This is a genomic window from Anabaena cylindrica UHCC 0172, assembly GCF_034931625.1.
GTDB lineage: Bacteria > Cyanobacteriota > Cyanobacteriia > Cyanobacteriales > Nostocaceae > Anabaena > Anabaena cylindrica_A.
Window position 1 is genome coordinate 16206 of sequence record NZ_JAYGGY010000009.1, and the last position, 25081, is coordinate 41286.

At 37.9% G+C, this 25081-nt stretch carries 19 protein-coding genes and 1 tRNA gene; 11 read left to right on the forward strand and 9 right to left on the reverse strand.

Annotation, left to right across the window (positions count from 1 at the left end; all coding sequences use genetic code 11):
• Nucleotides 1-23 precede the first annotated feature (23 nt).
• The 5 genes from VB713_RS04205 (at nt 24) to VB713_RS04225 (ending at nt 8728) form a co-directional block, all read left to right on the forward strand.
• Complete coding sequence (locus tag VB713_RS04205) at nt 24-1208, forward strand: esterase-like activity of phytase family protein (RefSeq protein WP_323310329.1); 1185 nt, start codon at nt 24-26, stop codon at nt 1206-1208.
• Between the two features lie 386 nt (nt 1209-1594).
• Nucleotides 1595-3157, forward strand: a complete 1563-nt coding sequence (locus VB713_RS04210) for a serine/threonine-protein kinase (protein WP_323310330.1) — start codon at nt 1595-1597, stop codon at nt 3155-3157.
• A 70-nt stretch (nt 3158-3227) separates the two neighbouring features.
• Nucleotides 3228-4739 (forward strand): serine/threonine protein kinase, encoded by a 1512-nt coding sequence (locus VB713_RS04215; RefSeq protein ID WP_323310331.1) that lies wholly within the window; start codon nt 3228-3230, stop codon nt 4737-4739.
• A 562-nt stretch (nt 4740-5301) separates the two neighbouring features.
• Nucleotides 5302-6312, forward strand: coding sequence for an ATP-binding protein (locus tag VB713_RS04220; RefSeq protein WP_323310332.1), 1011 nt, complete (start codon nt 5302-5304; stop codon nt 6310-6312).
• The gene (locus VB713_RS04225) at nt 6305-8728 is read left to right on the forward strand and encodes a S8 family peptidase (RefSeq protein WP_323310333.1); all 2424 of its coding nucleotides are present in this window, start codon (nt 6305-6307) and stop codon (nt 8726-8728) included. The genes VB713_RS04220 and VB713_RS04225 overlap by 8 nt, the downstream gene beginning before the upstream one ends.
• 334 nt (nt 8729-9062) lie before the next feature.
• Here VB713_RS04225 and VB713_RS04230 read toward each other — a convergent pair.
• From VB713_RS04230 to VB713_RS04240, 3 genes are all read right to left on the reverse strand, one after another.
• Nucleotides 9063-9136: transfer RNA gene (locus VB713_RS04230), tRNA-Val, on the reverse strand.
• 134 nt (nt 9137-9270) lie between these two features.
• Entirely contained in the window at nt 9271-11295 is a 2025-nt protein-coding gene (locus tag VB713_RS04235; RefSeq protein WP_323310334.1) for a glycoside hydrolase family 10 protein, read from the reverse strand.
• Nucleotides 11296-11434: 139 nt separating this feature from the next.
• Entirely contained in the window at nt 11435-12832 is a 1398-nt protein-coding gene (locus VB713_RS04240) for an amidohydrolase (protein WP_323310335.1), read from the reverse strand.
• A 181-nt stretch (nt 12833-13013) separates the two neighbouring features.
• Here VB713_RS04240 and VB713_RS04245 point away from each other — a divergent pair, with 181 nt between their 5' ends.
• Nucleotides 13014-13787 (forward strand): cysteine hydrolase, encoded by a 774-nt coding sequence (locus VB713_RS04245; RefSeq protein WP_323310336.1) that lies wholly within the window; start codon nt 13014-13016, stop codon nt 13785-13787.
• 33 nt (nt 13788-13820) lie between these two features.
• Nucleotides 13821-14276, forward strand: a complete 456-nt coding sequence (locus VB713_RS04250; RefSeq protein WP_323310337.1) for a cupin domain-containing protein — start codon at nt 13821-13823, stop codon at nt 14274-14276.
• Between the two features lie 331 nt (nt 14277-14607).
• On the opposite strand, the gene VB713_RS04255 is transcribed toward VB713_RS04250, so the two are convergent.
• A complete protein-coding gene (locus VB713_RS04255) occupies nt 14608-14805 on the reverse strand; it encodes a DUF2811 domain-containing protein (protein WP_323310338.1) in 198 nt (65 codons plus the stop codon).
• A gap of 950 nt (nt 14806-15755) precedes the next feature.
• Here VB713_RS04255 and VB713_RS04260 point away from each other — a divergent pair.
• Complete coding sequence (locus VB713_RS04260; RefSeq protein ID WP_416242409.1) at nt 15756-17615, forward strand: iron uptake porin; 1860 nt, start codon at nt 15756-15758, stop codon at nt 17613-17615.
• A 51-nt stretch (nt 17616-17666) separates the two neighbouring features.
• Here the strand turns inward: VB713_RS04260 and hisIE are convergent, their stop codons facing one another.
• Nucleotides 17667-18317 carry a bifunctional phosphoribosyl-AMP cyclohydrolase/phosphoribosyl-ATP diphosphatase HisIE gene (gene hisIE / locus VB713_RS04265; protein WP_323310340.1) on the reverse strand — a complete coding sequence of 217 codons (651 nt, stop codon included), beginning with the start codon at nt 18315-18317 and terminating at the stop codon, nt 17667-17669.
• A 253-nt stretch (nt 18318-18570) separates the two neighbouring features.
• Between hisIE and hemL the strand changes: the two genes are divergently transcribed.
• The gene (gene hemL, locus VB713_RS04270) at nt 18571-19869 is read left to right on the forward strand and encodes a glutamate-1-semialdehyde 2,1-aminomutase (protein ID WP_323310341.1); all 1299 of its coding nucleotides are present in this window, start codon (nt 18571-18573) and stop codon (nt 19867-19869) included.
• An 85-nt stretch (nt 19870-19954) separates the two neighbouring features.
• On the opposite strand, the gene VB713_RS04275 is transcribed toward hemL, so the two are convergent.
• The gene (locus tag VB713_RS04275) at nt 19955-20116 is read right to left on the reverse strand and encodes a metallothionein (RefSeq protein ID WP_323310342.1); all 162 of its coding nucleotides are present in this window, start codon (nt 20114-20116) and stop codon (nt 19955-19957) included.
• A gap of 538 nt (nt 20117-20654) precedes the next feature.
• Here VB713_RS04275 and VB713_RS04280 point away from each other — a divergent pair.
• On the forward strand, nt 20655-22262 hold the full coding sequence (locus VB713_RS04280; protein WP_323310343.1) for a serine/threonine-protein kinase: 1608 nt from the start codon (nt 20655-20657) through the stop codon (nt 22260-22262).
• 335 nt (nt 22263-22597) lie between these two features.
• Nucleotides 22598-23230, forward strand: coding sequence for a Uma2 family endonuclease (locus VB713_RS04285; protein ID WP_323310344.1), 633 nt, complete (start codon nt 22598-22600; stop codon nt 23228-23230).
• Between the two features lie 208 nt (nt 23231-23438).
• On the opposite strand, the gene VB713_RS04290 is transcribed toward VB713_RS04285, so the two are convergent.
• The 3 genes from VB713_RS04290 to VB713_RS04300 all read right to left on the reverse strand — a co-directional run bounded on the left by VB713_RS04290 (nt 23439) and on the right by VB713_RS04300 (nt 24994).
• Nucleotides 23439-23732 (reverse strand): helix-turn-helix transcriptional regulator, encoded by a 294-nt coding sequence (locus VB713_RS04290; RefSeq protein WP_323310345.1) that lies wholly within the window; start codon nt 23730-23732, stop codon nt 23439-23441.
• Between the two features lie 2 nt (nt 23733-23734).
• Nucleotides 23735-23932, reverse strand: a complete 198-nt coding sequence (locus VB713_RS04295) for a type II toxin-antitoxin system RelE/ParE family toxin (protein WP_323310346.1) — start codon at nt 23930-23932, stop codon at nt 23735-23737.
• Nucleotides 23933-24352: 420 nt separating this feature from the next.
• On the reverse strand, nt 24353-24994 hold the full coding sequence (locus VB713_RS04300; protein ID WP_323310347.1) for a TetR/AcrR family transcriptional regulator: 642 nt from the start codon (nt 24992-24994) through the stop codon (nt 24353-24355).
• Between the last annotated feature and the right edge of the window lie 87 nt (nt 24995-25081).

The window sequence follows — 25081 nt, forward strand, 5'->3', positions numbered from 1 at the left end:
GATTTTTACACCGTAGTTAATTCATGCAACTTATTAAAAAACTTTGCAAACCATCACAAATCATTTACTTTATCATTTCCATCATCATTATCACTCTATTTTTCAGTAATTTTGCCACCGCAGCCGTCAAAATAACCAGCATCGACTTTATAGGTGAAGCCATCTTACCCACAGGATTATCTTTCCAAAACACTGAATTGGGAGGATTATCAGGAATTACTTACGACGCTAAAAACGACCTCTATTATGCCATCTCTGACGATAGAGGACAAAAAGCTCCTGCTCGATTTTATACCCTCAAAATTGACCTCAGCCAAGGTAAATTAACAAAAAACGGCGTAATTCCCGTAGGTATTACCACCCTATTAGATAAAAATAATCAAACATTTAAACCTAGCATCACCGACACAGAAGGTATCGCTTTAACTAACCAAGCAACTGTCTTCATCTCTTCAGAAGGTGATGTTCAGCAATTAATTAACCCCTTCATTCAAGAATTCTCCCTAGCTTCAGGAAAAGTTATTAGCACCCTACCCATACCAAATAAATTTTTACCAAATCAAAAAAGTCTGCGAGGTATACGTAATAACTTAGCTTTTGAAAGTCTCACCATTACACCCGACAACAAAAACCTATTTACAGCCACCGAAAACGCTTTAATTCAAGATGGTGCAGCAGCCAAACCAAGCCTTGGTACTAATTGCCGGATTTTGCAGTACAATCTTGCCAAAAACCAGCCAGAACAAGAATTCCTCTACCAGACCGAACCAGTCACACCCCTATTCAATTTTACAGGTATGTTCGACAGCGGATTACCTGATTTACTCTCCCTAGATAATCAAGGACACTTCCTGAGTTTAGAAAGGTCTTTTACCGGCTTGGGACTAGCTATTTCTCTGTTTCAGGTTTCCTTAGAAAATGCTGACGACATCCACAAAATTGATAGTTTGTCAACCGTTGACATCACAAAAATCAAACCAGTAGCAAAAAAACTACTTCTAGATTTACAAACCCTAGATGTAGCCTTAGACAACATTGAAGGTTTAACCCTCGGTGCTAAATTACCTGACGGACAAACTTCATTAATTCTCGTCAGTGATAATAACTTCAATAAACTGCAACGCACCCAAATCCTAGCCTTTAAACTCAAACTCGAATCACCACTGAACAGGTTATTGCACCTACTACGAATTCCTGGAAATCAATAACTGTTAATAAGTATAATTACTGATAACTTTAAAAGTTATTCAATGCAATTTAAGTACAATTTAAGTAACACGATTATTGCTAATATATGTTACATAAGATTAGTTAGCTCACAAAATTTAAGAAAAGTGAAGTTACAGCGTTTTTAAGTAAATGAAGTACACGTATAGCAAGCGAACATCTGCTCGCCGCCAAGATAATTTGTGCCTCATTCAGTTACAATCTGCTGTATGTTAATTTCACTACATTGAATAAATACCCTCATCACAGGATTGAGGCTATTATTGAGATTTATATAGATACAGAAAAACAATAGCTGTAATAATTTTGATAAACTATCCTGTAGTAAATACCCATATTATTTTGTGCGTAACATAATAGCCAGGATATGAATGAATACAAAACACCGTCAGACATCTACATTGGCAAATTATTAAACAATCGTTATTTAATTAGAGACTTACTTGGTAAAGGGGGAATGGGTAGAGTTTATCTAGCCGAAGATGTTACCAAAGGCTGTATGTTAGTTGCAGTTAAAATGCTCTCCTTAAATATAGTCAACCAGGAGTTAGCAGACCGTTTTGGACGAGAAATTTTTATTGGCTCTCAATTAGGTAAAAAAAGTCCACATATTAGCCGTGTATTGACTTATGGCATTACTAATGAAAGAGTGCCATTTTATGTTATGGAATATCTGCAAGGAAGAACCATCAAACAGATTCTTAAAATTGGAAGTTTAAATACCTCAAAATTTATAGAAATCTGTCAACAAATTTGTTTAGGATTACATTGCGCTCACCAAGGTGTCACCCTCCAAGGTAAAATTTATCCGATTATTCATAGAGATATTAAACCAGAAAATATATTCATTCATAACTATGACAACAAACTAGAAATAGTCAAAATTCTTGACTTTGGTATTGCCAAATTTCTAAGTGAAACAGGTGGGATGACAATGACTGAATCATTTATAGGTAGTTTACCTTACTCATCTCCAGAACATATGCAAGGATACAAAATATTGGATGTGCGCTCTGATATTTATAGTTTGGGTGTTGTGATGTATGAAATGTTGACAGGTAAACATCCATTTCATACAAAAAGTCACTCTTTCAGTACTTGGTGCAAACTTCATTGTATCCAAGCACCACCTAAATTTGAAGAAGTTAATCCCAATGTAAAAATTCCCCAAGAATTGCAGCAATTAGTCATGCATTGTTTAGCAAAAGATGTGAATGATAGACCCGATAGTGCTAGTAAAATATTAGAAAGTTTAGCTAAAATTAAGGCACAACTTAATAATAGTCTTGTATCTTCTAAAGATTTAAGTCTAGTACCTTTCACATCATTCTCTGAAGAAATATGTTGGCAAAAACAGTGGCCCAAGAATAAACCAGTTGCATTAATTTGTTTCCCACATCTTTTAGCTACTCCACAAGGTAATATACCAACTTTTTGGACTATGTTACCTCAAGCAGAAATTCTGAAATTTAAAGAAAAAACCTATACTATTGACTTTATCAGTAAAATGAATGAGTATCCCATGGTATTGTGGTTGACAATGCTCCATGATGAATCATATTCTCTGCTGAGATGGCTATCTTATTACTTAGATATAAAAAATTCTAAAGAAGAAAAAATATTGCGTAGCTTAACAGATATTGGCTATTATCATCTACTATTTTTTGCTCGTGAAGACCCTAATAACTGTGCTAATGTTATAACTTTATTTCTGACAGCTAAACAGCGGCAATATCTGACTGATGTTATAAATTTAAATCAAACTTTGGATACAGTTATCTCTCCCCAACAAGCCAAGAATTTGTTAAAAATTGAGTATGAAAAAATCAAAGAAGAAGTTAGCAAAAAGCTAAGTATGACGAATTCTAAAAATTCTGCATTCTTTTTCAAATATTGGCTATATAAATTTTTAGAATTATTTAAATCTTAATTATATATCTGCCAATTGCAACTATTAAATAACAATTTATTTACCCTATTTTAACTAAGAGGTTATTAAAGTGAACACCAGGCCATTTGCGTCTCCAGAAAATCAGGAGTTGCTTGTCAACCGTTATCAACTTAAGCAGTTAATCGGTAAAGGTGGCATGGGTGAAGTTTTTTTAGCACACGATATTTTGCTAGGAGGCACACCAGTTGCTATAAAATTTTTATCCCAGACTGTAGTTAACCCAAAAATTCAAGCCAGCTTTAACCGGGAAGCTCTTTTGAGTGCTGCATTGAGTCAAAAAAGTATACATATTGTGCGGGCTTATGATTACGGTGTCAGTCAAAGTGGTAAGCCATTTTACGTAATGGAATATCTATCTGGCAAAATTTTGAAGGAATTAATTCCCATATCTTTGCCAATATTTTTTACCTTATTACGCCAGATTTGTTTAGGCTTACAGTGCGCTCATCAAGGAACTAAAATTGATGGCATCAATTATCAACTAGTTCACAGAGATATTAAGCCAGCTAATATAATTGTGATTCCTGATCCAATATTGGGGCAATTAGTCAAAATTTTAGACTTTGGGATTGCAAAATTTTTAAATTCTTCAACTGCAATTCACACTAAAGGATTTCATGGGACTTTACCTTACTGTTCACCAGAACAATTAGATGGGGAAGAATTAGATGGCCGTTCTGATATTTATAGCTTGGGTGTGATGATGTTTGAGATGCTGACAGGACAAAAACCTTGGCAGCCAGAAACTAACTATTTTGGCGCTTGGTATAAAGCGCATCGTTTTGAGAAACCAAGAGCGATCGCTGATGTAAATCCCTATGTTCAAGTACCTCAGCAGTTAAATGATTTAATTATGACTTGTCTTGCCAAGAAACCGGAAAACCGTCCTCAAAATATAGCCCAAATTTTGCAGATATTGAGTGATGTAGAAAAATCTAGTCAACAAAGAGCAAGTACAAGTTTAACTCATACATCCACTTCTCATCGTTCCTTAGTTTCTAAATCTCCCGGAAAAATCACCAATCCCTATGAGCGTCTTGTTTGGCCTGAAAATAAACCCATTCAGGAAATTGTTTTTCCTCAAATGATAGATACTGCTAAAGGATCTGTAGCTGCTTTGTGGCTAATGTTACCTGAACAGGAAATTAAAAATCACGCCCATACTAACCCCCACAACCAGTTTATCTTTATCACCTCTCCCCACCCGATGCTGCTGTGGTTAACAGTACTTTACAATCGGGAGCTAGACCCTAAGTGGTTGCCCTGTTACCTAGATATGCAAAATTCTCAGAATCTCCAGATGGTATCAGCATTAGCAGCAAATAAATCTTACCCTTTGATTCTCTTCACTCTCGAACCATCCCATAAATGTATTAACGTTATTAGGAGTAGCATTTCTCCACTACAATGCCAAAAGTTGACGACTTGGCTTCAACAAAGTCAGCAACTACCATCTTCTTCTCGACCTCAAGTCAGCAAAAAGCTGTTAAAGCAACAGTATAAGTTAATGCAATCTCAGATATTGCAAAAGATAGAATCGAAAACCAAGGTTGTCGGATAATTCGTCAGTGTACAGCATCAAGCCTAAACCATTTTCTAGGTCGTTTTAGACGTGCTAATCATTTATCTGAATGGAACAAGGGATTAGAGCTTTACTAGTATGTTAATTCTGTGTATTTTTGGAGGGATTGTCCAGAAAATTATTGGTGTTACCGTAGTTTATACCGAAAACATCTGTTTCAGGGACTTTCTCATAAAAATAGGGCGACACATTTTGTGCATGAAGTCTTATGGGATAAGGGATTCAGAATTAACACACTAGAGCTTTACCCAGGGTTGTAATAGTACGAAAATACTGATACAATTAAGGATTGTTAGCTTCTCTATCATTTCCTACTGTAGGAATCTGACTTGAATTTTGCAACCCTATTGAGACTGAAATCCTAACTTGATAGGTCTTTTACTTTTAATAATTCTCAGTAATCAAACCGGAGTCTTATAGGAATTAATCAAAGTCAATATAACTGAGTATATGATCCAAGAAGTACAGATGATTTGAGGTGATTATTCTTTTAGCAAAGAGACTTATTCAAAAATATAAAATATGAGCTTATATTATTATGATGGTAGCGACAGAACAACTGAAAAAGCTTTTCCAAGCTTTTCGCAATCGCAATGATGCAGCCTTCTATCAGGCGGCAGAAGCGTTAATAGCTGAAGAACTGGCAGCTAACCATCATTCTTTTGCTACCGATTTAAAAAAGGCTCTGGGTCCATATAGAGAATTGACTAAAAACTCTAGTAATTCATTTACACTACTTCCCAAAGATAGGCGTAATGGTGAAGAACTCATTACTCTTCATGAAAGTTCAGTGGATACAACAAAAATTATTTTAAGTCAAGAGACTCAGGTAAAAATACAACGAGTATTAGACGAACATCGCAAGCGCAAACTGCTGGCTAGATATGGTTATACACCAAAAACCAAACTTTTATTTTGGGGTTCTCCTGGGTGTGGAAAGACTTTTACAGCCAATTATTTAGCTTATGAGCTTGGTTTACCTGTAGGAGTGCTACAACTGAGTGCTGTGATTTCTAGTTTCGTAGGTGATACAGCATCTCACCTTCAGCGTGTTTTTAACCTTGCAAACAATACACCTATGGTTTTGTTGTTAGATGAGGTTGACGCAGTTGGTAAAAATCGTGATGATCCAAACGACGTAGGTGAGCTAAAACGGGTAGTAAATAGTCTATTGCAGGCTATGGATACATTTCGGTCTAGTGAAAGTGTTATTATTGCTGCTAGTAACCATCAGTACCTCCTTGATCCTGCACTTTGGCGACGCTTTGATGACATTATTCACTTTTCTATACCAGATAAAACAGAACGAGAATTATATTTGAAAACGCTCCTTAATGGAGTTAATTTTGATGGTTCACTTGCAAATTTATCAAAAAATATGAGTTCGTTTTCATATGCTGAAATTAAAACTGTAACAGTTGAAGGTATTAAGACTATGATTCTTGAAGGTAGAGACAGTCTACAAAGTAGTGACATATTGGAACAAATCAGAGCTTATAAAAAGGCTACAAGTGCTGCGAAGTCTAAACTTGAGGTAGTAGTTAATGAATAATGATTTTCCTATTTTTTCTTTGGGTCAACCTGAAATAGTTAAACGTCGTTCTGAAAAAAGTCGTCGTCTTCCCACTCTACCTCCAGAAGTATTAGCGCGTCGTCAAGAAATAGCTTACATTTTAAAAAATCAAATTGAGCCTTTGGCAAACTTGCTTAGAGAAATGCCAGATGAAGAGCGAAAGTCAGTTTTTGTAAAAATTAAGCATCAAAGACCTGTTAAACTTATTGGATTAAAGCCTGTCGCAGAGCCAACAGAAAACTTAACTTTAGCAATAATTCCCGAAATAGATAAGCTTGATAATTTACTAAAAAAAGTTGAAGATTTTGGTACAGGAGAATTGAATAAAGGTCAAGCTCCTAACGAATACTTGGCTGCTATTAATCAAATACAGCAAGGAGAACCTAAAGACCGTTTATGCCAAGTATTTTTCGAGCAATATGATGAATTAATCCAGCAAGAATGGATTATTTGTGAAATAGAAATGATGTCTTTACAAAAAGGTAAAAATCAACAAAGAGATGAACTTCAAGAAATTCGTTCTGAGTTAGAAAGATTGCTTAGACAATCTCCTAATTATGGCAATATTTTTGAACATGAAGAGATAAAAGGAACTTGCCGTGCTGTTATTCGGTGTGATGGAAGAATATTTCAACAATTAGTAGAAGATGAAAAATGGCAAACAAAAATATTTTGGTTTGATGCTCGTCCAGAGTTCGAGACTTTTATTCAAACTTATCACAATTTCAATATTCAAAGCTTAGGACAATTTATCAGTCCACCAGACAATGCTCCAATTGTCTGTATTGTTGATTCAGGTGTTACTCCTGGCAATCCATTTCTCCAGCCAATAGTACGAGAGAATCTTCTTCACTCATTCTTAAATTCTGCTCCTGACAATCCTTATGATGAACATGGACATGGTTCTGGAGTGGCATCTTTAGCTTCTTATTATGCTCTAAATGGTTATCCTGGATCTGATAATGAAGGAAAAGTTTGGATTGCAAGTGCTAGGGTTCTTGATCGTGACAATTTACTAGAAGATGAACGCCTTTTTTCAAAAATACTAATTGAAGTTGTAGAAACATTTGTTCCATTAGGAGTAAGAATATTTAATCTATCAGTTGGTATAATTAATAGAAAATGGAATGCAGAAGCTAAAAGAACAGTTCCTCGGCGGTCTTGGATAGCGAGAACTATTGATAGACTTTCCAGGGAAAAAGATATAGTTTTCGTTATTAGTGCAGGAAATATTTTTACAAATGAAATCCGATATTACTGGCAAGATGGAATAACTTACCCAAAATACTTTGTTGATGAAGAAGCAAGTATTCTTGATCCTGCTCAATCTGCTTTATCACTCACAGTTGGCTCTTTAGCTGCTACAACTTTAGCCGCAGGTAATGTAGCAACTGCAATGGCAATTGCTGAACAAAGACAACCATCTCCTTTTACTCGTTGCGGTCCAGGAATTGGTAAAGAGATAAAACCTGAACTTGTTGAACTAGGTGGTAACTATTTGATTGATGAAAATAATTTTATTCGTACCAATTTAGGTACTAATATAGTGATGGCAAGTAATCAAATTACTCCAGCAATAGCTCACAATTCAGGAACTAGCTTTGCTACTCCTCGTGTAGTTCATAAATTAGCACAAATATTCAGTGATCTCCAAGCTCTTGGTTTAGACTACATCTCTGCACCACTGCTTAAAGCATTTATAGTAAATTCTGCATCATATTCTGAAGATCCAAATTTTGAGCATTTCCGTAGCGAAATGGATAGTATTCAGTCTAAACACTGGCTAAATATTGTTGGTTATGGTATGCCAGATCATTATCGAGCTACCTATTGTGACCCATATTCAGCTATTCTTTTTTTTCAAGGAGAAATAATTCCTAACAATGTTGCTTACTTTGATATTCCTGTACCTGCTTGCTTGGCAGAAGCAGACAAAGGTACTAAGCGTTTGACAGTGACTGTAGTTCATGCTCCTGAAGTACAACGTTGGGGATTAGAAAGATATTTAGGAACAACATTAAAGTGGCGTATGTTTAGGGGAGATGTGGAGCGTGAAGATATTCGGAACGCAATGTCTCTAGAAGATGATCAAGATAACAATGAAGGTGATTTAGCTAAACCTAAAGAGCTAAGTTTTAACATCGGCTTAACTCTACGTTCTAGAGGCACAGTGCAACATGATATTTTTGAGTGGAAGATTCATCGTCAAGAACACAGTAATAATTTTTACACGCTGGCTATAGCGGCATACGAAAAGTGGGGTCGAGAAAATCCTAGTCCTGTTTCTTATGCAGTGGTTGTTCGTTTAGAAGACACAACTCAATCAGCCCTAGTATATGCTGAAGTGCAAAATATTCTAGCTTCTATAGAAGCTCAAACCCAGGGCAGGTCTTAAGAATCTAAATTGAAATAAATAATTAGGAAAGCCCTGCTTGTTTCACATAATTAATAACTTGATTTAGCCATTCTATACTTTCTGTAAAGTAAACATAAACTAACAATCTTTTGCAACATTGCTAAAACTGTTGAGATTATCCCTGAATTGTTAATGCACAGCGATCGCACCAGAGAGAAATAGCAGACCCTGACAAAGTGCCTCTAGTGACGCTTGCTTGTCAAACTCCGCAGTTTCAGGGGTTGTTGTGGCTATCTGTCCTAGTTAAGTGGATAATCATGCAGAAGTATACCAAACACTCTGATGACAGAAATTAGTCACTGTACAAAAAATATGGACGGTATTGGATTCGAACCAACGACCCCATCGATGTCAACGATGTACTCTAACCAACTGAGCTAACCGTCCTTAACTAAGCCTTATCCAAGGTAGCATATATACTTTTAAAACACAAGAGAAAAATGTAAATAAGCAAAAACTCCGTATCATCAGGGAGATTCCACGAAGTTACCAAAAATTAAATTAAATTTACCGCTTCTCAACTAGACAGAAATCGTCACACCTGCACTCTCATTTCCTAACCTATCTACCGCAGATACGGCATAGGTTCCGGGTGGGACAGTGGCGAAATTAGTACCAGTAGATAAAATTCTTTGAATTATCCAACTATCACCACTTTGACGATATAGCACCCAAGAACGCACGGGTTGGTTATCGCTGGCTTCCCAATTGAGTTTACCATTGACGAATTTTAGTTCTTTGGGGGGAGGTGGTGCTATTGCATTTTGCCATGACATAGTGGGGACTATTGCTGGTTTGGAATAATAAGAACTTTGAAATTGATCAGCGATACCTTGGCGATTTTCAGAGATAGAACTCATGCTGAAAAAGATATTGCCTAGTGAAAGCTTACTTGCTAAATTGCGAGAAATCTGAATCTGCTTTTCAATTTCTGTATTTTTCCAAGCTTTACCGTCCAATTGTCCGATATTGTTGCCAGTGTAAATGTGTCGTTGTTTGGTATTAGTTTCTGTCCACCAGTTGAGTAATTCTTGATAACTCTGTTTTGTTTGGTCAGTACGCCAATAAAGTTGAGGCGCAATATAATCTATCCAACCTTGCTGTAACCATTTTTTAGAATCGGCATACAGGACACCATAAGCATCTAAGCCAACAATACCTGCTGGTTGTCCAGGGCGATAAATACCAAAGGGACTAATCCCAAATTTAACGTGAGATTTGGTTTTTTTAATTCCTTGGGATAGACGTAATACCATTTGATTGACGTTTTCTCGCCGCCAATCTTCTAGGTTAAGTGTCCCACCGCTTGATTTATAGGCTGCGTAGGTTTTGTTATCGGGGAAAGTTTGACCGGATATGGGATAGGGATAAAAATAGTCATCTAGATGAATACCATCTAAGTCGTAGCGGCTGACAACATCAATAATGACATTGTAGGCTCTATCTTGAACGATTTTCGCGCCGGGGTCCATCCATAATTGATTTCCCCATTGATAAACGACTTCGGGGTTAGTTATGGCTATGTGGGGATGGACATTAGACCCGCTTTTGGTGGTGGTTTTAGCGCGGTAGGGGTTGAACCAAGCATGAAGTTCAATATTGCGTTTATGACATTCTGCGATCGCATATTCCAATGGATCATAAAATGGTTCTGGTGCTTTTCCCTGAGTTCCCGTAATCCATGCACTCCAAGGTTCTAACCCAGAAGCATATAAAGCATCTCCCTCTGGTCTTACCTGCAAAACTAGGGCATTAAAATTGAGAGATTGTAGCTTTTTGATAATTCCCAGTAATTCGGCTTTTTGCTGGTCTACAGAAAGTCCGGTTTTGGAAGGCCAATCACTATTCCATACAGTTGTTACCCAAGCACCCCGGAACTCGCGGCTATGACTGACTTTAACTGCATTTGCAGGGGGAGGCGTGGGGACAAAATCAGCGGGAACTGTCACAATATAATCTGAAGCAATTTTTTCGGCTTTCCCCTGATATACCAAAGCTTGATAGACCATGACCGCAACATCTGCACGAGTTGCAGCTATTTTAGGGTTAAGTAATTTGATATTGGGATAACTAGCCACCCAACCGACACGAGATGCGATCGCAATTTGATTTATACCATAGTTAGGAATAGCAGCTGCATCTTGATAGATTTGTGGTAATCCATTCACCAGGTCAGGCTCTACCTTAGCAGCAATTTCCAACCCATTCACCATAGCCACCAAAACATCACCCCTAGAAATCCTTTCATTCAGACCAAAACGCCTATTGGGATACCCCACCAAAAAACCCGTTTCATATACCTTCTTAATAGCATTGATAGCCCAGTGATTTTCAGGAACATCCACAAAAGGCACATAATCCCGTTTAACCGATTGAGTAAATACCGCCCCAATAATCGCCGCAAACTCAGCACGAGTCACAGAATTATCTGGACGAAAAGTCCCATTAGGATAGCCATTTAAAATCCGACGTTGCGCCAAAGCCTCAATAAACGGACGCGCCCAATGATTTTGGATATCTGGAAATGTTGCAGAAGTAGATACCATTTTTCCCTACAGATAGATTAACATCCACTGTTAATTTAGCAACATGAAGGCAATCATGCAGTAATGCGTTACTCCAAGAGAAAAACTGACAAAAAACTCTCTGCGTACCTCCGCGCCAACCTCAGCGTACCTCTGCGTTTTACAAACCCATCACCTGACGATAATGAGTCTCCATTTCTGCTACACTCTTAGACAAGCGAGTTTTTTCCCATTGACTACGGTTAAATAATTCTTGCCGCAACTCATCAACATTAATAGTGGTGAATTTACCATCAGCAATAATTTGCTGACCATTCACCCAAGCACTATCAACAACATTACTAGGACGACCTAAAACTAATAGCCCAATTGGATCAGTCCGAGGAAGTAAGGATAAATTCTTTAAATCATAAAGAACAAAATCAGCTATTTTCCCAACAGTTAAAGAACCCAATTTATCATCTCTATTCAATCCTTTTGCACCACCTAAAGAGGCCATTTCTACAGCTTCACGGGGTGTAATCCAGTGTTGATAATCTATATCGGTAACATTATGCAAAATAGAACCAATTTTAATAGCTTCTAACAAATCCTGAGAATCATTACTAGAAGCACCATCACAACCAAAACTTATATTTACCCCAGCTTGACGATATTTTAAAATCGGCGCAATACCACTACCTAAACGCAGATTACTTAAAGGATTGTGAACAACTGTAGCTTGAGTTGCGGCAAGAATATTAATATCAGCATCCGTTAACCAAACACAATGAGCTAGAGTTGTCAGATGACTCAAATAGCCAATACGTTGTAAATGTTCAACCGCACTACAACCATGTTTTTCTTGAGCAAGTTTTTCCTGAGCTTTAGTTTCTAGTAAATGCGAGTGACGACAAATATTGTAACGATTACTTAACTGAATACATCCCATAAATAAAGCATCACTGCACAATTGTATCCCTGTCGGTGCAACTAAAATATTTATTCCTTCTTCTGGACGATGAAACAGTCTCACTGCGTCTTCAATAATTGCCAAAGTTTCCGCAGTAGAACGAAAATAAGGTTCATGAGTTTGGTTTGAATTCCCTGAAGGTATTCCAGCACTAAGAGATTCATCTTGAATCAAAGGCGCAATAAAAGCCCGAATTCCTACTTCTTGGTAAGCACGAACTGCTGTAGTGATAGTTTCTAACTCTTGACCAGGAATTAACACCAAATGATCTACAACACTCGTTCCCCCAGAAAATAAAGTTTCTACAGCGGTTCCCAAGGCGCTGAGATAAACCTGTTCCGTATCTAAAGGAGCAAACTCATATAAATGTGCTAACCATAACTCTAACGGTAAAGGTGGAATTACCCCCCGTTGCCACATTTCGGAAGAATGGGTATGGGCATTAAAAAAACCAGACAGTAACAGTTTATTTTCACCGTTAATTCTTGTACCAATCACATCTAAATTGGAGTCAATAGCGGTGATAATACCATTGACTACTTGCACATCTATAGTTGCGTACCCATCTGCAACAGCAATTACAGCATTTTTAATCGTAAAGTTCATGATTTTAACCTTGATTAACTAATTTAACTATCACAGGACTTACGCAAAACCTACCTCAAATACTGTCATTGCGACGTAAGGAAGCAATCTCAAACCCCAATGTTTCGTTAAAATGCGTAAGTCTTATATCAAACAGATTTCAAGTTACAAAGGAAAAAACAATATTGAGATATAGACATTTATGAATCTACCAATGCGGACATTAGGCGTTGCACCAAATGCTTGGAGGGTGAATCAGACTTTTGCAGATATTACTCGTCCTCAAAAAAAACCACAACCCGTCACCTTATCAACAGAAACCAAAACCTTGCGCCTTGACTTGGCAAAAGCTGCCATTATTGTCATTGATATGCAAAATGATTTCTGTCATCCTGATGGTTGGTTAGCGCATATTGGTGTAGATGTCACCCCTGCACGTCAACCCATTCAACCATTACAAAAATTATTACCAGAATTACGCGCTGCCGACATACCTGTAATTTGGCTAAACTGGGGAAATCGCCCTGATTTACTGAATATAAGTTCTGCTTTACTACACGTCTATAATCCCACAGGTGACGGTATAGGATTGGGTGATCCACTCCCCAGCAATGGTGCTAAAGTACTTTTAGAAGGTAGTTGGGCAGCAGCCGTATTAGAAGAACTAGAACAGCAACCAGATGATATTTGTGTTAATAAATATCGCATGAGTGGTTTTTGGGATACGCCTTTAGATAGTATTCTGCGAAACTTGGGAATAACGACAATATTTTTTACTGGTGTCAACGCTGATCAATGTGTATTAACAACTCTGTGTGATGCCAACTTTTTAGGATATGACTGCATTCTAATCCAAGATTGCACTGCTACAACATCACCTGAATATTGCTGGCTGGCTACCTTGTACAACATTAAACAATGCTTTGGTTTTGTAACAGATTCCTCCGCAATTGTGACAGCGATAAATAATTTGTAATTACCCATTACCCATTACCCATCTCCAAATATTATGTATACTACTAGTTGTGTAATTCCAGTTATCAAATCTCCCAAAGATTATCAAACATACCGTATTAACCCCAATGAATCTAATCGATTAGCAATTATTTTTGATTCGGCAATTGCTAATGCTTCCTTAACTTGTTGTGTAGAAATCTTTGATGTGGGTGGACAAACACCACCAAATCGTCATCAATGGGCGTTAGAAATGTTTTTTATCCTCAAAGGAGAAGGAATCGCCATTTGTGATGGCAAAAGTGTACCTATTAAAGCTGGAGATAGTTTATTAGTACCGCCTACAGGTACTCATTTAATTAAAAATACAGGTGATACTCGTCTTTATACACTGACAATCATGGTTCCAAATGAAGACTTTTCTGAACTAATTCGCAGTGGTATACCTGTAGAATTAGATGCGGAAGATATGGCTGTTTTAGGAAGATTAGATCCTTTTAAATTGGTCTAAAGTTGGGAGTTTCTTAGACATCAACCAAATTTAAATAGGTTTTTGGTTTATATGCCTAACGGCACGCTCTGCATTTTTTAGTAAGGATTCAGGATACAGAATATTTGATATAGCAGGGAACAGAAGAGAAAAATATTCTTCTTCCTCCTGACTCCTGACTCCTGACTCCTGACTCCTGACTCCTGACTCCTGACTCCTGAATTCTTACATTTTTTAGAACCCTTATAGAGACTTTCCATGAGTAGGGATTCTCGTCTCTATAATCTTTTTCACTCCTATGTCTATTAGTCATAAACGCGAAAGGGTGGAAAATTTATTTTAGTATTTCTGTTTAGCACTGGTGAAACAAAGTTTCTAAGTAGATACGTGCAGCGCTGCGATCAGTATCTCCATTTTGGAGTAAAAATAATGATAATGCTGCTGTCAATATTCGGTTTTGATCCCAATCAGGATGGGTTTCTAAGTAGTTGTTTAGGGAGTCATGGAGTGTTTCGGGAATTTCTGTAAAGAGATTAACTGTTGCGTTCATTAAATATTTTCCTTGTATAAGGTTTATCAAGAGATTTTGCTTGCAGTGAAAGTTTTATCCAATTCTTCACCAGATAGATCATTTGTACTAAGAATTTCAGGTAAATTTACAAAGTTGATGCTAATAGTGGAACAGACTAAAAATGCAAGCCGAATCATTGTGCGCTAAGAGGGGGTAGGTTTGTCAATGCTGCGAAATGTTAAAAAGTAGCAGGGGGAAAATAACTATTGACGGAATAATGAGGAGTAGAGCCTAATTTTTGTTACAAAAATCAATAAAATCTCAGTTGCCGACTTTTTTGGTGCTGAAAGGATAAAATCCCCAGTAACTTAGCAAGAGCCTATCATCTCGTTAAACATCTGTGGAAAACAGGTAAAGCTCCTGTGGAAACTCTGTGGAATGAAAGAGGATAATAGGAGTTAATGATAAGAATTACAAAAATATCAAGATTTGGTAACAATTGATCTCTAGACAGTAACCTATATAATTTCCTTTACAATCAATAATGGTAAATTTATCAGTGCGTAAATTTTGGTATAAAAAATCTTAATAATAGTTAATGTACATCTTTGATACAAGTAGTATTTAATATAACTGTGCGTAAGTTTTAGTATAAAAGATCCTCATAATAGTTAATGTATATGTTTGATACAAATAGTATTTAATAATAACTAACAGTTACTAGAAAAAGAATTTTAGTTCTCAGTGTTTGCACTGTCCAGAATTGAAGTGATCTTCAGCATCAATTTTCTGAAGAAAACCATCAACATACTTTTTTTAGTCCAAAGATTTCACCTTCAGACTCCCTAGATTTTATTATTTTAGGGAAGGAACCCTGTAGGGATAAAACCTTTGATATCCAACTCATACTCGCTTTGATAGGCAAGATTAGGGTCATCATAGCTCTTAATCTGAAATTTTCGGGAAAAATTTAATTGTGAGGAGTGATGATGAAAGTAAATTCAATAAATTTTGGTAGAGTAGGATTACTATGCTTACTCTCTGGATTGTCGCCTTTACAGGCAATAGGTGCTGACAGCCCACCACAGGATTCACCTAGTGTCAATCAACAGAAACAAAATACTGATTTATCCAGCAATACTGTATCAATACACGACTCTACTACGCTCTGTAACGAACAATCATCAAAAGGAGTCGAATCTTCCTCCTTAAACTTGCTGCTTCTGCCCTCTATCTCCTGTCTCCAGTCTTCTGCAACTACATCATCATCTTTATCTGTTGCATCAAACGAGATCGAACAAGTTACATCTGTATCCCAACTTTCAGACGTACAGCCGACAGATTGGGCTTTTGGCGCATTACAATCTTTAGTCGAGCGATATGGTTGCATTGCAGGTTATCCCAACGGTACATTCCGGGGTAATCGTGCTATGACTCGTTATGAATTTGCAGCTGGTTTAAATGCTTGTTTAGATAGAGTGAATGAATTAATTGCCACTGCTACAGCAGACGCAGTAACAAAACAAGATTTAGCGACTATCCAAAAACTGCAAGAAGAATTTTCAGTCGAACTGGCAACACTTAGAGGTAGAGTTGATGCCTTAGAAACTCGGACAGCGGAACTAGAGGCTAATAGATTTTCCACAACAACTAAATTGAGTGGTGAAGCTATTATTGCGGCTATTGGTGCTACAGGAGGCGCTCCTGGCAAAGATAACCCTAATATCATCCTCACGAATAGAGTCCGCTTAAACCTTACTACCAGCTTTACAGGTAAGGACTTACTCATTACCGGGTTACAAGCTCATAATTTCCAGGGTGGTGTATTTAGTGCTGGTAGTCTCCAGGATAGTTTGGGATTATCATCAGCCCTGAGTTCTAGTAGTGCGAGAACTAGCTTTGAACCCCAATTTCCCGGTCTTGACGTAAAAACTTTAAGTTCCGTTGGTGCTAACTCACTAGAACTCTATAAACTGCTGTACATTTTCCCAGTAGCTGAGAAATTAACCTTATTTGCGGGGACTGCGGCAGAAGTTTCTGATGCTTTTCCTGCTATTACTCCCTTTTATGGAGAGGGACAAGAATCTATTTCCCGTTTTGGTAATTTAAATCCTGTTCTCCGCGTTTCTGGTGGTACTTCCGGCTCTGGTTTAGCATCTGCGGCAGGTTTTATTTATAGTTTTTCCCCACAGCTTGATTTAAGAGCTTTATATGGTAGTGTGAATGCCAATCTTCCTCAAGAAGCTGCTGCGGAGGCACTACCAGGGGTATCTGCAACGCCTTTGGGTGCGGGTTTATTTAGTGGTAGTAGCGTAATTTCTACGCAATTGACTTTTAAACCCACCAAATCTATAGATATGGGATTAAACTACGCCCATAGTTATCACGATATCAATATTTTAGGTACAGGTTTAATTAGTAATGACATTGGTGCTTTACCTGGTGTCTCTCTAGGAACACCTGTAAGTATGAACTCTGTTGGTGGGACTTTAACCTGGCGATTTTCACCAAAAGTGGCTTTATCTGGCTACGGTGCAGCAATGTTTGTAGATTCTCCTGTTGTTGATGCTTCCACAACTTTTACAAGTTGGATGGTTGGTTTGCATTTTAATGATTTGCTCAAACAAGGCAATAATGCAGGTTTGCTTTTTGGACAACCTCTTTATAGCAGTGAGTCAGTTCCACAAGCAACCAGAGCAACTCCTTACCATTTAGAAGGTTATTACCGTTTTCGCGTCAATGATCATGTGAGTATTACCCCTGGTGCGTTTGTCCTGTTTAACCCTGAAGGAAACAGCAGCAATGAGACTACAACAGTAGGGCTAATCCGTACTACCTTTACTTTTTAGGTGACAGGTGATAGGGAATAGAAAGTTATTCTTCTCTACCTGTTCCCTTGCTTACTTCCTGCGTTCTTGCAATTTGCGATAAACGGCTTTTAAATCAACTCGATGATGTGCGATCGCTACCAGGGTATGATAAAACAGATCCGCAACTTCACCTGCGATCGCATCCGCATCATCATCTTTACAGGCCATCACGACTTCAGCGCTTTCTTCACCAATCTTCTTCAAAATTTTGTTATCACCACCAGCCAATAACTTACAGGTATAAGAGCTTTCATTGGGGTGGTCACGGCGATCGCATATTACATCAAATAGTTGCGATAACATATCCCCCGGTGGTGGGATAACTTTCCCATCAACCTGGTGAAAACAACTGCGTTCCCCAGTATGACAAGCAATATCTCCCAACTGCTCCACCCCAATCAATAGAGCATCACTATCACAGTCATAACGAATAGTTTGTACCTTCTGAATATGTCCAGAAGTAGCTCCCTTGTGCCAAAACTCCTGACGGGAACGACTCCAAAACCAAGTTTCTCCGGTTTCCAAAGTCTTTTGTAACGAATCCCGATTCATCCAGGCCATCATCAACACAGTACCATCCAGATAATCTTGGACAATTGCCGCCACTAAACCCTTGTCATCGTAGCGAATTTTTTCCACAGGGATAGCAGATTGGAGCGATAGCAGTTCGGGAGAAGACATACCAGCTAATTTACTTTAAATTTAACAACGATTGATGCATTCACGATACCATTCCCAATAGAGCAACTAGCATCTTTTTCATAAAGATCCTGATTAAGTCTCAGATCGTCGATTCCGCATATCTAGATGTGTATTAAAATTATTGTTATTTTTTTGGTTCAGGCAATCCCATCAGAATAGAAATTTTCTGCAAATTTTGACCCTATCCTAAGATAGAAAAGCTCTTTTTATTCCCCATTTTTGGGAGGAAACCTTGGTAAACACCACAATTAAAACGACAAAATCACAAGAAATCTTTGCTGCTGCTCAAAACCTGATGCCAGGAGGAGTAAGTTCACCAGTTCGCGCTTTCAAATCTGTTGGTGGACAACCCATAGTTTTTGATCGCGTTAACGGAGCCTACATTTGGGATGTAGATGGTAACAAATACATTGACTATGTTGGCAGTTGGGGCCCCGCCATTTGTGGTCATGCCCACCCAGAAGTCATCACAGCACTGCACACAGCCTTGGAAAAAGGTACAAGCTTTGGCGCACCCTGTGTACTAGAAAATGTTTTAGCAGAAATGGTGATAGATGCAGTTAAAAGCATCGAAATGGTCAGATTTGTCAATTCTGGCACTGAAGCTTGTATGGCCGTCCTCCGGTTAATGCGAGCCTTCACCAAACGGGATAAAATCATCAAGTTTGAAGGTTGCTATCACGGACACGCTGATATGTTCCTGGTTAAAGCAGGTTCTGGTGTCGCCACACTTGGCTTACCCGATTCACCAGGAGTTCCCAAAGCTGCAACTAGTGATACATTAACAGCCCCTTATAATGATTTGGAAGCTGTCAAAGCCTTATTTGAGGAAAACCCCAACCAGATAGCTGGAGTAATTCTCGAACCAGTAGTTGGTAATGCCGGCTTTATTACTCCCGACGCTGGCTTCTTAGAAGGATTGCGGGAGCTTACCCACGAGTATGGAGCCTTACTAGTCTTTGACGAAGTGATGACTGGTTTCCGTATAGCCTATGGTGGCGCTCAAGAAAAATTTGGCATCACTCCAGATTTGACAACACTCGGTAAAATTATCGGTGGTGGCTTGCCAGTGGGTGCTTATGGTGGTCGCCGCGATATCATGTCTATGGTTGCACCTGCTGGCCCTGTATATCAAGCTGGGACTCTTTCTGGTAATCCCCTAGCAATGACGGCTGGAATCAAAACACTAGAATTACTGCAAAAACCAGGTACTTATGATTCTCTAGAACAGATGACTCAGAAGTTAACCAATGGATTGCTTAAAATCGCTCAAGAAACGGGTCATGCCGTCTGCGGTGGTAATATCAGTGCCATGTTTGGTCTATTTTTCACCGCTGGGCCAGTCCATAATTATGAGGATGCGAAAAAAGCAGATACAGCCAAGTTCGGACGTTTCCATCGTGGAATGTTAGAGCATGGCATTTACCTAGCACCATCTCAGTTTGAAGCTGGGTTCACTTCTTTAGCTCATACAAATGAAGATATTGAGCAGACGTTAGCCGCTGCCAGAGATGTGATGTCTAGCCTGTAAAAGGCAACAGGGAACTCTTGACAGGGAATGAGTTTTCTTTCCTGTTAAGAGTTCCCTAACCCCACGCCGCAGCACTCAGCACTACTTAACAGCCACATCCATTATGACCACAGCCTTTGATGGTTTGATGACCCTCAGCGCAGCCATCAGAACAATAGTATTTGCTGTCTTTGAGAATAGCGCTTTCTAATGAAACAACGCACAAGCAGCTTGGACAGGCGCATTTCATTTGGTTTACGGTTGTCATAATAATTTCTCCATTTTATTGTTGGAAATAATAATATAACATATGAACAGTAATTCATATATCATCGAGAAATTCAAACTAAAATTTAAGGCCGACTGTATACGGAAATAATTATGATACTAGTTACACATTAATTTTGTATAATGAATAATTTAGTTTTTCGGTATTTTTACATAAAAATATTATTCCTATAGCTTAATTTTAGTGAGATAATAGTTTAGGAGAAAAAAATTAGTTTTAGTTCATAGTTTATTTTAAACCTTGTCCATGTTGAAACCTAGAGTTTTTAAAGAAAGTATATTATTCGGTTGTGGGTTAAGTTATGGGCTTTACCCTGCTTCCAGAAAACTATGGCTTTCAAAGTAGATGCTGTTTAAGTACTTTACTATAGCTTTAATTAGCATCATGTATAAATTTAAGAACTCTTTAAACACTAGTTTTCAGCAGAAATCACCTGACAAAATTGCAATTTACTCTCAATAATAGAATCAGAGTCTAATTTTCTACATCACTTCGTTGTGCAGCGAGTTAAAAGTGCATGAGCTACTGCTTCAATCCTACCTGTTCCCATCCTAAAAATGTGGCATCTAGTCCAAGATGCCAATCTTGTGACTCGCCACTCACGTTGCGTGGGAAATGTGGACAATATCGAGTGTATAAACCTTTAGGACAGGGAGGTTTCGGAGCCACATTTTTAGCTAGAAATGAAGCCTTGCCAGGAGAACCAAGTTGTGTAATTAAGCAACTGCGTCCTTCAGGAACAGCTCCACATATATTGCAAATGGCCAGAGAACTGTTTGAGAGGGAAGCCAGAACTTTGGGTCAAATTGGCAATCATCCGCAAATACCACGGCTATTGGACTATTTTGAAGAGGAAAAACAATTTTATTTAGTTCAGGAATATATCAGTGGTGCTACTCTCCAACAGGAAGTAAGAAAAACTGGACTCTATAGCGAAGCCGGAGTCAAACAGTTCTTGAGTGAGATTTTGCCATTGCTGCAATACATCCATGAGCTAAAGGTGATTCACCGTGATATCAAGCCAGCTAACTTAATTCGCCGCTCTCAAGATGCCAGACTAGTACTGATTGATTTTGGGGCTGTCAAAAACCAAGTCACCCAAGTGGCTGCCGAGCAATCGGGACAGACAGCATTAACAGCTTATGCAATTGGTACTCCTGGTTTTGCCCCTCCAGAGCAAATGGCTATGCGTCCGGTTTACTCTAGTGATATCTACGCTCTAGGTGTGACGTGCATTTATCTTCTGACTGCCAAAACGCCTAAAGATTTGCCATACAATCCCACAACGGGTGAAATCATGTGGGAGCAGCTTGTAGATGTGAGTCCACATTTAACAAGTGTGTTGAAAAAAATGTTAGAGGTTTCAGTCCGCAACCGCTACCATTCAGCCCCAGATGTTCTCAGAGCGTTGGAGATAGAGCCATATTTAGATAGTTTAGCAAAGGGTTTAATTGTTCAATCTGATGTTGATCTTAAAGAATCAGGAAACAATAAGTCAGATAGTTCTAGTGCTTTGTCTACTCATCCTGGTTCTAATACTCATGGTATAGCAGAAGTAGCAGCGGCAATTCGTGCTAGGCGAGCTAAGTCATCGGAAACGACTGGATTCCGAACTGGGCGGATTCAACAGAAGAAGTTAATCTCTAAATCTCCTGATATAGTTAACACTGATATTAATAATTCTCAAGCTGGCCGCAAATTAAATTCTCAAACTCTACTCCAGGCATATGTGAAGGGAAGACGAGATTTTGCTTCGTACAACATCAGTATGTTGAGTTTACAAGGTGCTGATTTATCGGGAACTAATTTCCATCACGCTCAATTAAAACAAACTAATCTTCAAGGTGCAAATCTCGAAAATACTGATTTTGGCAGAGCTAGTCTGATGCACGCGAATTTGAGAGATGCTAATCTGACTAAAGCTTACTTAAGTCATGCTGATTTAGAGGGGGCTGATCTCAGAGGTGCTGATCTTAGCTATGCTTACATGAGTCAGGCAAATCTCCGGGGGGCTAATTTATGCGGTGCTAATCTCACTGGTGCTAAAGTTACTGATCAACAAATAGCACTAGCGAAGACGAATTGGTTGACTGTCCGCCCCAATGGGAAACGGGGATTTTTGTGACTTTACTTTTGGGCTGAATTGACAATTAAATGGGTTAAAGCATCAATTCTAGGACTTACGCACTATACAAATTAGACATGATATCAATCAACGATGATTGGTGATTGCAGGCTTTTGAGACAGCAGATTAGTAAGGTGCGTTAGATGTAGAAAATCTGTTAATTGTGCCAAATTATCGAGTCTGACGCACCCTACAAGAGACTACTGGTACTAACTGGAAATTTTTAAACCTTATTAATCAAGTAGTAGAAATTGATTTGACAGATTATTATATTAATAATATCGGTAAAATTCTCGGTATTTTATCTAGTATCGTGATGGAATAGGTATTGTATATGCTTCTGGAGTCAATTGCTGCTGAACAAAGAACGGTTTTATATAACGTTAGCTGGGATACCTTTGAAGCCTTATTGAGAGATACAGGTGAACATAGGAGTTCTCGCTTTGCTTATGACTGCGGTACTTTAGAAATTATGACTCCACTTTTTGAACACGAAAACCCAAAAGGCAATTTTGGTAATTTTATCATTGCTTTAGCTGAAGAATTAGATATTGAATTGAGAAGTGCTGGTTCTACAACATTAAAACGTAAATCTTTTGCAAAGGGAATAGAACCAGATAGTTGCTATTATATCAAAAATGAAACAGCTATGAGAGGCAGGGAAACTTTAAATTTAGAAATAGATCCTCCTCCAGATTTAGCAATTGAAATTGATATTACTAGCAGTTCTGTGAATAAATTTAATATTTATGCGGCTTTAGGTGTGGCTGAATTGTGGAGATATGATGGTGAAGTTTTAAAGTTTTATCAATTGATGGAAAATCAATATATTGAGATTAAGTTTAGTATGGCTTTTTCTCTAGTTTCTGTTGGGGATATAAATAGATTTATCCAGCAAAGTAAAACTATGGGTGAAATTGCTTTGTTAAAATCTTTCCGTGCTTGGTTACGGTATAAGATAGGGTAGTTTATTGTTAATAAATATTTTCTATAATGTAAACATATTAAATAATTTCCTTTCCTTGATCTGAATATTAAGCATTGAGTTGAATTGCCAAATTAGGATTGATTTTGACATATTAATTTAATATAATAGTACAACTAGGATATAAGCAATATATAGGTAAAATATATTCAGTAGGCTTGGGTTGAGGAATAAAACCCAACACCAGCTTCTAAACAGAATCTACTAATTCAAAACGGATTTTCTTACCAACAACTCTAGCAGCCTTATCAATTGTCTCTAAAGTAATAGAAGAATTATCAGGATCTAAAAGTCTATCAACAGATGATCTACTTGTTTTCATTTTCTCAGCCATTGCTGTTTTAGTAATATTTTTCTCAGCCATTGCCTCTTTAATCTGCCAAGCAATCACTCTTTTAATAGCTATTAAATTGATTTCATCTAACATTCCATCTTCTTCTAAAAAATCATCAAAAGAAGAACCAATATACGCATTTTGTATCATATTTATGCCTCCAATGTGTGTTTACGTTTCAAGGCTAATTCCAATTGCTTTTTTGGAGTTTTCTGACTTTTCTTAATGAAGCCATGCAGCAATATCATTTTACCTTCATAAAAACAAAATAATACACGAGCAATTTGATTTTGTGGTAAATTTGTTCTCACTTCAAATAATCCGTCACCCATTGGCCGACAGGTTGGCATTAGGTATTCTGTATACCTTTACTCAACAAATACATACATTAGATTTGATGCTACACCATATCGTACCTTTTTTGGTACACAAAGTCAATAACTATTGATAAATCCCTATTGATTATTGTTACAATGTAATTACATTGTGTACATATATATACTAAAAACGGGTTAAAAGTGTCATTCTGTAGCTTGCTTCCCGTAGGGTACGAAGTGAAGAATCTCCGAGATACTTCCCTGCACTACGTTACGGTCAGTATGACATAAGTCCAAGTTTGACCCGTTTGCAGTATATCAAATGAGTAACCATTATTATTTGCTGCCTCTGCACTAGTAGTCTGTAAACTGGAAAATGACGGGTTTAGTCGTCAGGTGCGTCAGATGTCAAATATTCGTTGATTGTTGATGAATTATCGAGTCTGACACACCCTACAAAACTTTATTATTATTGTTTGTTGCCTCTGCACTAGTTACAATTAAATAGGTTAGAGCATCAATCAAGCGATCGCTCTCCATTGGGATAATATCCTCGCCATATAAGACTTTTTGAGTGATTGCAAAATGTGCTAATGAACCAATTAAGATTCTTGCTGTGGCTTCTGGATCGGGTATTTTCAATTCTGGATGTGATCCTAAATATTTACTGACAGTCTCAATCGCTGGTTTAGCAATAGAACGGATAAAAACTTGCGCTAATTCTGGAAACCGTACAGATTCACCAATTAACACTCTCTCAAACGCCAAATATTCTGGATCTGCCATCATTTGTCCTAAAGCCGTTTTCGCCAAACTCCGTAAAACCAGGTATGGTTCTCCCACTAGGGGATGTTGTCCAAAAATTGACTGAAACCGCTTTCTGGCTAGTCGTTCTATTAAGGCGCTGAATAATCCAACTTTATCTTGAAAGTGGCTATATACCGTCGCTTTGGATACTCCCGCAGCTTCAGCAACCCGATCCATACTTGTACCTGCATAACCTTGTTTTAAGAACTCCCCCATTGCACCTTGGAGAATCTTTTCTACTTTATCTGAATGCGATCGTTCTGTCCCCCCATTTTTTGGGCGTACCATATTTTACTAATATCCTTTTTTGTCAACAATTCTCTATAAAGGGAGATTGCCTAGTTGACTTAACTAGTTCATCTAGCCTACAGTTTA